Annotated in this window: 14 protein-coding genes; 4 read left to right on the plus strand and 10 right to left on the minus strand. The window is 25.5% G+C overall.

Translation table 11 applies throughout. The features are described from left to right. Positions 1-23: 23 nt before the first annotated feature. Together ASUIS_RS07200 and ASUIS_RS07205 are read left to right on the plus strand one after the other, a co-directional pair. Positions 24-2,015 carry an EAL domain-containing protein gene (locus ASUIS_RS07200; RefSeq protein ID WP_118886384.1) on the plus strand — a complete coding sequence of 664 codons (1,992 nt, stop codon included), beginning with the start codon at positions 24-26 and terminating at the stop codon, positions 2,013-2,015. Further along, entirely contained in the window at positions 2,008-3,324 is a 1,317-nt protein-coding gene (locus tag ASUIS_RS07205) for a GGDEF domain-containing response regulator (RefSeq protein WP_192894451.1), read from the plus strand. Before ASUIS_RS07200 ends, ASUIS_RS07205 begins: the two co-directional genes overlap by 8 nt. A gap of 18 nt (positions 3,325-3,342) precedes the next feature. On the opposite strand, the gene lptB is transcribed toward ASUIS_RS07205, so the two are convergent. The 4 genes from lptB to ASUIS_RS07225 are packed head-to-tail and all read right to left on the minus strand — an operon-like array spanning position 3,343 to position 5,712. Next, a complete protein-coding gene (gene lptB, locus ASUIS_RS07210) occupies positions 3,343-4,065 on the minus strand; it encodes an LPS export ABC transporter ATP-binding protein (RefSeq protein ID WP_118886386.1) in 723 nt (240 codons plus the stop codon). Next, positions 4,058-4,471 carry a tRNA (adenosine(37)-N6)-threonylcarbamoyltransferase complex ATPase subunit type 1 TsaE gene (tsaE, locus tag ASUIS_RS07215; protein ID WP_118886387.1) on the minus strand — a complete coding sequence of 138 codons (414 nt, stop codon included), beginning with the start codon at positions 4,469-4,471 and terminating at the stop codon, positions 4,058-4,060. The genes lptB and tsaE overlap by 8 nt, the downstream gene beginning before the upstream one ends. Positions 4,472-4,479: 8 nt before the next feature. Continuing rightward, the gene (gene trpD, locus ASUIS_RS07220) at positions 4,480-5,463 is read right to left on the minus strand and encodes an anthranilate phosphoribosyltransferase (RefSeq protein WP_118886388.1); all 984 of its coding nucleotides are present in this window, start codon (positions 5,461-5,463) and stop codon (positions 4,480-4,482) included. Then, a complete protein-coding gene (locus ASUIS_RS07225) occupies positions 5,464-5,712 on the minus strand; it encodes a S4 domain-containing protein (RefSeq protein ID WP_118886389.1) in 249 nt (82 codons plus the stop codon). Between the two features lie 143 nt (positions 5,713-5,855). Here ASUIS_RS07225 and ASUIS_RS07230 point away from each other — a divergent pair, with 143 nt between their 5' ends. Further along, the gene (locus ASUIS_RS07230) at positions 5,856-7,094 is read left to right on the plus strand and encodes an argininosuccinate synthase (RefSeq protein ID WP_118886390.1); all 1,239 of its coding nucleotides are present in this window, start codon (positions 5,856-5,858) and stop codon (positions 7,092-7,094) included. 113 nt (positions 7,095-7,207) lie between these two features. Next, complete coding sequence (locus tag ASUIS_RS07235) at positions 7,208-7,708, plus strand: gamma carbonic anhydrase family protein (RefSeq protein ID WP_118886391.1); 501 nt, start codon at positions 7,208-7,210, stop codon at positions 7,706-7,708. 54 nt (positions 7,709-7,762) lie between these two features. On the opposite strand, the gene ASUIS_RS07240 is transcribed toward ASUIS_RS07235, so the two are convergent. The 6 genes from ASUIS_RS07240 to ASUIS_RS07265 form a co-directional block, all read right to left on the minus strand. Further along, positions 7,763-8,410, minus strand: coding sequence for a potassium channel family protein (locus tag ASUIS_RS07240; protein WP_118886392.1), 648 nt, complete (start codon positions 8,408-8,410; stop codon positions 7,763-7,765). Beyond that, positions 8,407-9,732 (minus strand): TrkH family potassium uptake protein, encoded by a 1,326-nt coding sequence (locus ASUIS_RS07245; protein ID WP_118886393.1) that lies wholly within the window; start codon positions 9,730-9,732, stop codon positions 8,407-8,409. The genes ASUIS_RS07240 and ASUIS_RS07245 overlap by 4 nt, the downstream gene beginning before the upstream one ends. Positions 9,733-9,743: 11 nt before the next feature. Beyond that, positions 9,744-10,439, minus strand: a complete 696-nt coding sequence (locus ASUIS_RS07250; protein WP_118886394.1) for a winged helix-turn-helix domain-containing protein — start codon at positions 10,437-10,439, stop codon at positions 9,744-9,746. After that, positions 10,436-11,467, minus strand: coding sequence for a sensor histidine kinase (locus tag ASUIS_RS07255; protein WP_118886395.1), 1,032 nt, complete (start codon positions 11,465-11,467; stop codon positions 10,436-10,438). Before ASUIS_RS07255 ends, ASUIS_RS07250 begins: the two co-directional genes overlap by 4 nt. A gap of 178 nt (positions 11,468-11,645) precedes the next feature. Further along, the gene (locus ASUIS_RS07260) at positions 11,646-12,572 is read right to left on the minus strand and encodes a dUTP diphosphatase (protein ID WP_118886396.1); all 927 of its coding nucleotides are present in this window, start codon (positions 12,570-12,572) and stop codon (positions 11,646-11,648) included. A gap of 9 nt (positions 12,573-12,581) precedes the next feature. Continuing rightward, positions 12,582-14,069 (minus strand): sensor histidine kinase, encoded by a 1,488-nt coding sequence (locus tag ASUIS_RS07265; protein WP_118886397.1) that lies wholly within the window; start codon positions 14,067-14,069, stop codon positions 12,582-12,584. Positions 14,070-14,071 lie beyond the last annotated feature (2 nt).

Raw genomic sequence — 14,071 nt, forward strand, 5'->3', positions numbered from 1 at the left:
AAAAACATAAAATAAGGTAGTTAATGCGTTATGATGTACTAATAATAAGTGATGAACAGCAACAATTTAAAGATTTTAAAAAATACGCTTCTAAAATAATGAAAAATATAAATATTACACTCTCTTTTGAGTGTGATGATATACATGATGCAATTGAATATACAGATATATTGATTATAGACATAAATGTACATAATTATTTTAATCCTTTGGAAGATTATTTAGAAAAAAAAATTCACACAATATTTTTGATTGATGATAGTTTACATTTAGAAAAATACTCAATTATTGAAGAAAATAATATTTTATATAAACCTTTAGATTTAGATAAATTAATTTTAAAAATAAAACATTATACAAATTTAGTTCATACAAATATTGTTTTAAAAAAAGAAGAAGAATTCTCAAACTCTATAATAAATAACATAGACTATCCTATTTTTTCGATAGATAGTGAAAAAGTAATTTTTTCAAACGATCACTTTTTTAAACTTTTAAATTGTTCATCTTTGGAAGAAATAAATAGTAAATATAAAAATATTGCTGATATTTTTGAAAAAGAGAGTGGTTGTATTACTAACTTTGACAATAAAATATTTGAAAAATGTGAAAACAAAAATATAAAAGTTTGTATTAATAGCAATAATGTTAAAAAATATTTTTCATTACAAAAAATTGCTTTAACCCACAATAATACTTCTATTATTATACTACACGACATTAGTCATGAAATTGAACATAAACATGAGTTGTATAAACTCTTATATACTGATAATTTAACAGCATTTCCAAATAGAGCAAAATTAATTGAAGAGTTACAAACTAATAATTTAGTTTTAGAAGCTGTTTGTCTTTTAAATATTAATTCTTTCAAAGAAGTAAATGATTTTTTTGGTCATAAAGTTGGGGATGCAATATTGATTGATGTAGCAAAATTAATTCAAGAAAAAATCAAAAATGAAGGAGAACATTTTAAATTATATAAATTTCCTTCGGATAATTATTGTATTACAAATACAAAAGATTGCCAAGAGAGTTTTATAAATTTGATAAAAAATATTCTTGAATCAGTTTATAAAAAAGTATTTGTTTATGAATTGTATGAAATTGATATTAGAATAACAGCGGGAATCTCTTTTTCAAATAAAAATAACAAATTAATTACAGCAGATATTGCTTTACAATCAGCGAAAAAAGACCATAAAGATTATATAGTTTTTTATGATGAATTAGATAAGTTTAGAGAATATGAAAATAATATGCTTTGGACTAAAAAACTAAAATCTGCATTTATAAATGATAATATAGAAGTATATTTCCAACCACTTGTAAATAATAGAACTTTAAAAGTTGATAAATACGAGTGTTTAGTAAGATTAATTGAAGAAGATGGGAAAGTTGTTGCACCTTATTTTTTCTTAGATATTTCAAAAAAATCTAATCAATATACAAAACTTACAAAAATTGTTTTAGAAAAATCTTTCCAAAAATTTGAAAATCTTCCATTTGAATTTTCTGTAAATATTTCTTATGAAGATATTGAAAATCCAGATTTTCTAGATTTTATAAAAGAATTATTAAACAAATATAATGTTACAAATAGAGTTGTATTTGAAATTTTAGAAGATGAAAGTATAAAAAATTATAATCTTTTAATCTCGTTTGTTGATGAAGTTAAAGCTTTAGGATGTAAAGTTGCTATTGATGATTTTGGTAGTGGATATTCAAATTTTGAGCATCTTTTAAAAATGAATATTGACTATCTAAAAATTGATGCTTCACTTATTAAAAATATTGCAACAAATGAGAATTCTTATAAAATTACTAAAACAATAATTGAATTTGCAAAAAACCTGAATCTAAAAACAATTGCTGAATTTGTTGAAAATGAAGAGATATTTAATATTGTTAGAAAATTAGGTGCAGATTATTCACAAGGATATTTCTTTTCAGCACCAATATCAGCACCAAATGTGATAGAATATAATGAAAATGGAGAGAAAAACAATGAATAAAGAAATTTTAAAAACAATCTCTGTTTTATATGTTGAAGATGAAAATGATGTTAGAGAATTTACAGCTAAATTACTTACTTCTTTACTAAGAAAAGTTTATGTTGCACAAGATGGGCAAGAAGGTTTAAACATATATGAAGAAAATAAAGATGATATAGATTTAATAATTTCTGATATAAATATGCCTAAAATGGATGGTTTATCTATGTGTGAAGCCATCAAAAAAATAAGCCCTGAAATTCCTCTTGTTATTACAAGCGCTCACAATGATACAAATTTTTTAAGAAAATCTATTGAAATAGGAGTTACTACTTATGCTATGAAACCTATTGATTTATATCAGTTAATGGAAAGTATCATAAAAGCAATGGAACCTATTCTTTTAAAAAAACAATTAATAGAATTAAATCTATCGCTTGAAAGTAAAATAGAACAAGAAATAAATAAAATAAAATCTATTTTAGATGCTCAAGACAATATTATAATTGTTACAAATAAAGAAGAAATTACAAATGTAAATAAAAAATTCTTAGACTTTTTTGGAGTAGTTAATTTTGATGAATTTATAAAAAGTAAAAAAAATATTTTTGATTTTTTTCAAGAAGAATTTGGTTTTATAACAAAAGAACAAATTAACAAACAAGAATCTTGGATTAAATATATTAAAGAACTACATGAAATTGACAGAATAGTTAAAATAAAAAGTGCTTTAGAAGAAGAAAAAATTTTTGCAATAAATGTAGATTATTATGAAAATAAAGATGATTATTATGTATTTTCATTAACTGATATTACAAAATTGAAAGAGAAATCTAATCTTTTAGAATACCAAGCAAGTCACGATAAATTAACAGGTTTATTTAATAGAAATAGATTTGATGAAATCTATTCAAAAGAGATAAAACGATCAAAAAGATATAATAATGAATTATCAATTATAATTTTTGATATTGATAATTTTAAAATGGTGAATGATACTTATGGTCATCAAATTGGAGATGAAGTTTTAAAAGAGATTGCAAAAATCACTGTTAATGGAGTAAGAGAACAAGATATAAATGTAAGATGGGGAGGGGAAGAATTTTTGATACTTTTACCACATACAAATCTAACAGGAGCAGTTACTGTTGCTTCAAAAATAAAAACAAATATTAAAGAGCATATTTTTACAGATAAATCTTTAAAAATTACTGCTAGTTTTGGAGTTAGTCAACTTTTAGATGAAGATAATGAAGCTACGCTTATCTCAAGAAGTGATAAACTTTTATATGAGGCAAAAAAAACAGGAAAAGATAAAGTAATAGCATAAGTATTACTTTATCTTTAATTAGAAATTGAAATCTTCACCTAAATAGTGCTCTCGCACTTTTACATCATTTTTAATTTCTTCACTTGTTCCACTTGATAATAAAGCCCCTGCTTTCATAACATAAGCTCTATCACAAATCTGTAAAGTTTCTCTAACATTATGATCTGTTATTAAAACTCCAATATTTATTTTTGTTAATTGATGAATTATCTCTTGAATATCTTTTACAGCAATTGGATCAACTCCTGCAAATGGTTCATCAAGAAGTAGGAATTTTGGTTGAGAAACTAATGCTCTTGCTATTTCAGTTCTTCTTCTCTCCCCTCCTGAAAGTGAAACTCCCAATCTTTGACGAATTGGTTCTATATTAAAAAGTTCAAGTAACTCTTCTACTCTTTTATATTGTTCTTCTTTATCATCTGTAACAATTTGAGCAGCTAACATTAGATTATCTTCAACTGATAATTCTTTAAAAATTGATGATTCTTGAGGTAAATAACCTATTCCTTTTAAAGCTCTTTTGTGTAAAGGAAGTTCTGTAATATCTTTATCATCAAAAAAAACTTTACCACTTGTAGGTTTTACTAATCCACAAACTGTATAAAATGTTGTAGTTTTTCCAGCTCCATTTGGTCCTAATAATCCAACAATTTCACCTGATTTTACTTCTATAGAAATACCATGAAGAATTTGTGTTTTTTTGATAGTTTTTGTTATATCTTTTATATGTAGTTTATGCATTTATTTTATATAGCCTTTTATTATCTTTTTTTTCTATTTCAATTAAAATTACTTTATATCCATAATCATTTAAAATCTCTTCAAGTTTTTCATCGCCCCACTCTACAAAATGAACACCTTGTTTTTCAAACTCTTCAAGCATTCCAAGTGAGATAAATTCACCTAATGTTTTATTGTAAACATCATAATGAAAAATATTATCTGAATAAATTGCTTGTAATGAAAAAGTTGGAGATGTTACTAAATCAGTCAAACCCAAAGCTTTTACATAATTTTTTACAAGTGTAGTTTTACCACTTGCTAAATCACCTCTTAAGATTACAATACAATCTTCATTAATAATCTCTTTTAGATATTTTATTAAAATATCCAATTGGTTTAATTCTAATTCAAACTCTTTTTGCAAACTAAACCTTAACTTAATTGATTAGATACTTTTATTATTTGTTCTAATTTTGCTTGGGCTGCACCACTTATGATTGCTTCTTTTGCCATATCAATACCATCTTTAAAATCTCTAGCTTTTTCATCTATAATTAAGGCTGCTGCTGTGTTTAATAAAACAATATCAAGTTTAGCTCCAACTATTTTTTTAGATAAGATATCCCTTGTAAGTTTAGCATTAAACTCTGGACCTTCACCAATAATATCATCTTTTGAAGCCATTGCAATGCCATAATGTTCTGGATTTATTTCAATATCTGTAATTTTTCCATTTATTAAAAGTGTTGCATAAGTTATGTCAGAAACCGAAATTTCATCCATTCCATCATTTGAAGATAAAATCATCGCCCTTTTACTATCTAACATATCTAAAGCCGCTGCAATTCTATTTATATAACTTTTATCAAATACTCCAATTACTTGTTTTGTAACTCCAGCTGGATTACATAAAGGTCCTAAAATATTCATAATAGTTCTATGAGGAATTGTTTTTCTAACAGGAGTTATATATTTCATGCATGGATGATGATTATTTGCAAACATAAAAGCAAAACCTGTTTCTTCAAGCATTTTTGCAGTACTTTCTAAATCTAAATTTAGATTAATTCCTAAAACTTCAAGCATATCAGCACTTCCTGATTTACTTGTTACACTTCTATTTCCATGTTTGGCAACATAACATCCACAAGCACTAAGTAAAATAGAAACTGTACTTGAGATATTAAAACTATAACTTTTATCTCCACCAGTTCCCACAACATCAATAGCTTTTGCTCTTAAATCTTCATGAATTGGAAGTGCAATAAGATGATCTCTCATGGCACTAGCTGCACCTGCAATTTCAGCTGCTGTTTCGCCTCTCTCGTAAAGTTCAAGTAAATATTCTCTAACTTCTTCTTGTGATAATCTGTTTTCAAAAATATCATCAAATTTTAATTTAGCTGCATTAAACATTTAGTCGATCCTTTGTACATATTCTTCTATTTTTGATTTTGGAGTTGATTTAGTGTTTGGTATTTGTAATACTTTGAATTTGTCAGTTTTTTCTAAATACCTAATTTCGATTATATCTCCCACTTTAACCTCTTTTGCTTTTTTTACAGCTTGATCATTTATAAAAACAACCTTGTGTTCAAGCATATCCTCAGCTACTGCTCTTCGTTTAGTAATATTAACGGCATTTAAAAATTTATCTATTCTCATAGAATAAATTATAGCTAAAATTAATTAAAATCCTATTTTAAGTAGTTTTAGAAACAATAAAATATTCCTTAGCTTAAATTTGTTTATAGTAAAAATTCGTTAAAATAACACCCTTAAAAATAACGTAACCATAGGATAAATTTATGAGTAAAAAAGATGTTAAAAAAGTAGTTTTAGCTTATAGTGGTGGGCTTGATACTTCAATTATTTTAAAATGGCTTCAAGACGAATACAATGCTGAAGTTATCACTTTCACAGCTGATTTAGGTCAAGGTGAAGAAGTAGAACCTGCACGAACTAAAGCAATAGCTTGTGGGATTAAACCTGAAAATGTATTTATATTAGATATTAAAGAAGAGTTTGTAAAAGATTATGTTTTCCCTATGTTTAGAGCAAATGCTATTTATGAAGGTGAATATTTACTTGGAACTTCGATTGCTAGACCACTTATTGCAAAAAAATTAATTGATATTGCAAACCAAACAGGAGCTGATGCAGTTTCACACGGAGCAACAGGAAAAGGAAATGACCAAGTTAGATTTGAATTAGGTGCATTAGCATTAAGACCTGATATTAAAGTTATTGCTCCTTGGAGAGAGTGGGAATTAAATTCAAGAGAGAGTTTACTTGAATATGCAAGAAAAAATGGAATTGAAATTGCTCAAAAACATGTTGATGAAAATGGAAATCCAAAAGCAAGTCCTTATTCTATGGATGCAAATTTATTACATATCTCTTATGAGGGATTACACTTAGAAAATCCAGCAAATGAGCCAGAAGAATCTATGTGGTTATGGACAACAGCTCCTGAAAAAGCTCCAGATGTTGAAGAATATTTAACTTTAACATACAAAAATGGTGATCCAATTGCATTAAATGGTGTTGAAATGTCACCAGCAACATTACTTGCAAAACTAAACGAATATGGAAATAGAAACGGTATTGGAAGAGTTGATATTGTTGAAAATAGATATGTTGGTATGAAAGCAAGAGGTTGTTATGAAACTCCAGGTGGAACTATTTTATTAAAAGCTCACAGAGCAATTGAATCAATTACCCTTGATAGAGAAGCTGCTCACTTAAAAGATGAGTTAATGCCAAGATATGCTAAGTTAATTTACCAAGGATATTGGTTCTCTCCTGAAAGAGAAATGTTACAAGCTGCTATTGATGCAAGCCAAAAACATGTTGAAGGTAATGTAAAAATCAAACTTTACAAAGGTAATGTAACTGTTGTTGGAAGAGAATCTAAAAAATCTTTATACAACGATGCTTATTCAACTTTTGAAAAAGATGAAGTTTACAACCAAAAAGATGCAGAAGGATTTATTAGATTAAATGCTTTAAGATTTATCATCGCTGGTAAAAATCAAAATAGATAGTAATTTTTATGAAATTATTTTAAAAAAAGGTGGCTCTTTTTGGGGTCACCTTTTTTTATTGCTACTTTTTATTGTTATAATATTTTAATGAAATAAAGCTAAGGAGAAAAGCTGTGATTTTAAAATTTAAAGAGTTTTACCCAAATATTCACGCCAGTGCTTGGATTGCACCAAGTGCCGATTTAATAGGAAATATTGAAATTGGTGAGGATTCATCAGTTTGGTTTGGTTGTGTTATTAGATCTGATGTAAATGAAGTTAGAATTGGTAAAAATACAAATATTCAAGATTTATCATGTATTCATACAGATACAAATACAAAAACAATTATTGGAAATAATGTAACAATTGGACATAAAGTTATGCTTCATGGCTGTAAAATTGAAGATAATTGTCTAATTGGAATGAGTGCAACCATTCTTGATGATGCTGTTATTGGAGAAGGAAGTATTGTTGGAGCAAATTCACTTGTAACTTCTGGAAAAGTATTTCCACCAAGAAGTATGATTATGGGAAGTCCTGCTAAAGTTGTAAAAGAGTTAACACAAGAAGATGTTGATAAATTAATAGCTCATGCAGCTCATTATGTAGAATATAAAAATGATTATAGATAAAATAAAAAGAATAGGTTTTAAACCTATTCTTTTACAATTTAATTATCTTTTCTTTCAAATATGTTTATAAAAATCTTTAATATATTTTGATTCACCAAGAAAGACCAATAAATCGTCTTTTTTTACTTTATGAGAAGGATCAATCTCCATTCTCCAAATGCCCTCGGTTTTATACGATATAATTTTTAAATCTTTAAATTCTGCTTCAATTTCAGAGATTTTTTTATATATAAAATTTTCATTTGCAACTAGTTTTATCATTTTTATAGTATTACTAACATCTATTTCTTCAACTGTCATATTATCAATAAGTTTTTTTACCAACATTCTTCCTGCAATCTTTTCAGGATAAATAACTTTAAAAGCTCCTATTTTTGTGAGAATTTCTCCATGTGTAGAGTTTATAGCTTTTGCAATAATTCTTTTATTATTCAAATCTTTTAACGCCATAACAGTTAAAATACTAGCTTCTATATTTTCCCCAATACTTACAATTACTGTATCTAAATTATAAACACCTATCTCTTCTAAAGCTTGTTTATTTATACTATCCACAATATAAGCATCATCAATATATTCACTTATTTCTTGAACTCTTTTTTCATCATTATCAACTGCAATTACATTTACATCTAATCTTGATAAACTTTTAGCAATATAAAATCCAAATCTTCCTAAACCAATAACTGCAATCGTTTTCATATAACAATCCTTCCAACGGGGTATTTAAAATGTTTTGTTTTTGCTTTTCCAAATAATATTAATCCAAAAGCAAAAACACCTAATCTTCCAGCAATCATTAAAATAATCATGATACTTTTTCCAAAATCATCAAATTGTTGGGAGAAACTTAAAATATCACCATTTCCAGTTGAAACTCCAACTGTTCCAAATGCTGAAACTACTTCAAACAAAATTTTCAAAAAAGGTAAATTTTGTGTTTCAACTAATACTAAAGTAGTAAAAAGAACAAGAAAAGATGAAAAAATTATAATTGCCAATGCTTTATTTATAACTTTTTGTTCTATTGTTCTTTTAAAAATATTTGGTTCTTGATTACTTCCTTTTAAAATATAAATAACTGTAATTATCAAAATAGCAACAGTAGTAATTTTCATCCCTCCTGCTGTACCACCTTGTCCAGCACCTATCATCATAAATAATGTGGAAAAGAACAGTGAAGATTCTTTTAATGAAGCTAAATCAATGCTATTAAATCCACTTGTTCTAAAGTTTACTGATAAAAAGAAAGCATTTAATATTTTGTCATAAAAACTTAATTCTCCAAAAGTTTTTGGATTATTCCACTCTATTGATAAAAATAACAACATACCAGAAACTATTAAAATAATAGTTCCATAAATCATAATTCTTGTATGTATAGTAAATCTTTTTGAGAATTTCCTATTTTCATAAATTTCAATTAAAACAAAATATCCTAAACCTCCAAAAATTATTAAAAAACAGATTGTCAATAAAGAAAGAGAATCACTTTGATATGAGATTAAACTATCCGTAAAAAGTGAAAAACCAGCATTATTAAAAGCACTTATACTATGAAATATTCCGAACCAAAAAGCATCGATAAATTCATATTTATCAAGAAACTGAACAGTTAAAATAATTGCTCCAATAAATTCTATAAATAATACAAATAATAAAATTCTTTTTACAAAACTTATAACATGAAGATTTGGTAAATCTAAAGATTGTTTCATTGCCCTTTTTTCATCTATATTCAATTTTTGTTTAATAAATAAAAAAAAGATTATTACTAAAGTCATATACCCTATTCCACCCATTTGAATAAGAGCTAAAATAATAAATTCTCCAAAAAAAGTGAAGTTTTCTGAAGTACTTGTTACTATTAATCCAGTAACAGTGGTTGCACTAGCTGCTGTAAAAAGAGCGTCTATAAATTTTAATTCACCAATATGACAAATAGGTAATGATAAAATTATTGCTCCAATAAAAATAATTAAAATATAACCTAAAAATATTGATTTTACATATTTATGTTGCATAAAACTTCCTACTATTCTTGATTACAGCTAAATCTATAACCAATACCAGATTCAGTTTTTATATATTTTGGTCTTGTAGAATTTTCTTCAATCTTTTTTCTTAAAGTATTTACGTAAGTTCTTAAATATTGCATTTCATTTTGATAGCCTGTTCCCCAAACTTCTTGAAGTATTTGTTTATGTGTCAAAGTTTTATTTGTATGTAACATAAAATATTTTAGTAATTCGTATTCTATTGGAGTTAATTTTAGATTTTCACCTTTTAATAATATATTTCTTGAAGTAATATCAAGTTCTAATTCATTACAAACAAATTTACTATTAAGTTCCGTTTCATCACTAATTTTTCTTCTTAAATTTGCTCTAATTCTTGCTAATAATTCATTTACAGAAAAAGGTTTAGTAATATAATCATCAGCTCCTGCATCTAAAGCAGCAACTATCTCTTTTTCATCATGTCTTGCTGTTAAAACGATAATTGGAAGTTTTGAAATTTCTCTAATTTGTTTTATTAAATCCTTTCCATCTCCATCACTTAAACCTAAATCTACTATTAATAAATCAGGATTGTGGCTTAAAAACATCATTAATGCATTTTTTTTGCTTTCACTTGAAATATAATTAAATTCATACTCTTTAAAAGTAATTTCCAATAATTTTTTAACAGATAAATCATCTTCTATTATATGTATTAAATGTTGTTTCATAATAATTTTGCTCTCTTTACAATTGGTAATTCTATTTCTATCAAAATGCCATTATGTTCAGGAATTGCTTTAATATCGCCATTGTGAAGTTTAACAATACTTTTACAAATAGCTAAACCTATTCCACTTCCTGAAATGTCATTTGTATCTTCAAATCTATAAAACTTATCAAAAATATTTTTTATTTTCTTTTTATCAATATATTCTGTTTCATTAAAGATTTTAATTTTAATAAAATTGTTTAAATTTATTATTTCAAAATGAATTTTTGTTTGATTTTTTGAGTATTTAAATGCATTATCAAGTAAATTTATGATTAATTGGGTCAAAAGTGTATTATCACCCCAAAATAAACTAAGTTCATCAATTTTCATATCAAGTTTTTCATCATTTTGTATTTGAGAAAATTCATTTAAAGCAACACCTACAATATCTTCAAAATCACACCATTCTAATTTTAAATCAATATTTCCACTTGATAATCTTGCACTATCTAAAATATTAGTAATAAGTCTTTTCATTCTTAAAGATGCATAATTTATATCTTCATAAAGATTATATTTGCTTTTTTCATCAAGATTATCATTTGATAATATTAAATTTATACTTCCATGAATCGAAGAAAGTGGAGTTCTCAAATCGTGAGAAATAATATGTAATAAACTCTCTCTGAGTTCGTTTTGTTTTGTTTGTGTATTTAAATTTTTTGCTTGAATAGTAATAATCCAACCAACAATTCCAAATATAAAAAAACTCCAAACATAAAGTTCATTATGAACTGAAAAACTGTAAAGAGGAGGAATATATAAAAAATTTAAAAAAATTACACTTAATAAAGTCATAACCAAAGTAGCTTTAATATTTCCATGAATTGCCACAACAATAACTGGAATTATGTGTATCAACGTGATATTTATAATATCTAAAGAACCTCTAAAAATGTGACTAATAAATGTAATTATTAGTAATATTCCTAAAGCTTTTAATATATAGTTATATTGTTTGTATTTTATTAGAAAATTTTTCATATCAGGCTTTTGGTAATTTAATTAATAAAATTAGAGTTAATATGCCTAAAATAGTCAGCATAATAATGTTAGCAATGGACATCATACTCTCCTATGAGATATTTTGTCCATTATATTAGAAGTTTTGTAAAGACGGAATCAAAATTTTAGAAAAATAATCAAAATTTTATAAAGACCATTATTTGTTTTTACTATACTCTTCTTTTAATTTAGAATATAAATCATCAAAACTTACATCGTCCATTTTTTCTAATAAATCAACCATAACAACATTATCTTCATTTCCATTCCAAACTTTGATGTAATGTCCTTCTTTGTATCCATTATCTTGTCTAAATTGATTTAAACAGTTTTTACCAATATAAAGTTTTTGTAACCACATAAAAGATAATCCAGAAATTTTACAACATCTAAAGAATTGGTCAATAAATCTTTCAATTCCACTAAATGATGGCATATTTCCTGTATCAATTGCTAATGAAATATAAGATAATTTTTCAGCTTCTTTTACCATAAGATTTACATCTACATCTTGTAATGCTTCATAAATACAATGTGTATTTACAAGAGAAACAGCTTTTGGAACATTTGTTTCTTGTAAAATATATGACATTAAAAAGTGCCAAATATCCACAAGTTCCACATGAATATTATTCATATCTGGTTCAGAGTTTATATTTTTCCAATGTTTCCAAGGAGTCGATTCTATAAGTTCAGCAACTTCCATATGAATACATCTAAGCCAATTTATTTCTTTGCCAAATTTATTTACACCAAGTTCCCAGTTATTACCATTTGTTGAGTCATTTAGTTTTTTTTGTAATAAAAACATCTCTTCAAGTTTGTGGGGAAATGAAGAAACCTCTTCAAGTAATGAAGCAAGAGGTAAACACTCTTCAATTACATTATCTAAAGCAGAATTAGTTACTAATAACTCTTTTTCACCTTTTAATATGTGTAAAATCAATGAAACCAAATATGGAACTTCATTTTTTTCTTCCCAAGATAAAACATCATCTGATGTAACACCAGCATATTGCATAAAATCTTCAATAGTTCCAAAACCTAATGACTTAATATTTTCTTTAAAATCTTTATATAACAACTCTAACTCCTATTTTAATGGTAATTTTATTACGAATTTTGTTCCAAAATCTGTATTATATACATTTATTTTTCCACCACTATGTTCTTCGATAATAGTTTTACTCATATATAATCCTAATCCTGTTCCATTTTTATTATTTTTAGTTGAAAAATATGGGTCAAATATTTTACCAATAACTGTATCTTTTATTCCACCAGCATTATCTTCAAACTCAATAAATAAACTACTATTTTTTTCATAAGTACTAATATTTATAAGCCTATTTTGAATATTTTTTTCAATCATTGCATCAGAAGAATTTTTTGCCAAATTTATAAAAACTTGAACTATTTCATTTAAATATATTTCTAAACTAGAATCTGAACTATTTTGATAGTTTATTTTAATAGAATTTAGTTTAAATGAATATGCTAAAAAATCCATAGATTTTTCAATAACATTTTTTATATACACTTTTTCTTTTTTCTTATTTGGTTTAAAATAATCCCTAAAATCATCTATTGTTTTTGACATGTAATCAAGTTGAGAACTAACTTGAGAAACTACATCTTCTAGTAATTCATCTGAAATTTGTCCATCAACCATTTTTATTAAAGGTAACTTTTGAATCAAAATAGAAACAGCTTGTAAAGGTTGTCTCCATTGATGAGCAATCATACTTATCATTTCACCCATAGCTGCTGATTTTGATTGTTCTACTAATAAATTTTGTTGATTCTTTAACTCAATTTGAGAACTTATATTTTCACCTATTGCATCATAACTTATAATATTCCCAATATTGTCAAAATTTGGATGAATTGTAGTTCTCACCCAATAAACTTCACCATTTTTTTTACAGTTTTGAATTTCACCTTGCCACATATTTCCAGATTTTATAGTTTCCCATAGATTCTCAAAAACTTTTTTTGGCATATCTGGATGTCTTAAAATATTATGTGTTTTTCCAATTAACTCAAAAGACTCAAAACCTGATATTCTACAAAATGCACTTGATACACTTATCATAATACCGTTTATATCGGTTCTCGACATAATTACATATTTATCAACTATATCAATAGATTTATTTAAAGCACTCTCTATTTGAGCTATTGATTTTGAATAAATATCTAAAATACCAGAAAAAATCTCTTCAAAATAAAAAACTATTTTTTCTATTAATTCAACAGATTGAATATTTAATTTAAAAGCAAAATCAATCAAAGCATTTTTAAAAGAAGAACACAATAAAAAAAGTTCACTTGATTTAATATTTTGTTTTTTTAAATACTTAATAAAATCCATAATAACAACAGAATTTTCAACTTTTTCTTGATTTCTTACAACTTGAATGTAGTGTTCAATAACACCAAAAGCATATCTTTTAATAAATAAATCTTTATCAATTGAATAATCATTTATTATTTTCATAACAGCAGGTGAACTTATCCAAGTTCTAATAATTGATATTTTATCTTTTTCTATTTTTTCTATAAAATTATCTATTTGCATAG

Origin of the sequence: Arcobacter suis CECT 7833, from assembly GCF_003544815.1 — a bacterium.
Classification (GTDB): Bacteria; Campylobacterota; Campylobacteria; order Campylobacterales; family Arcobacteraceae; genus Aliarcobacter; species Aliarcobacter suis.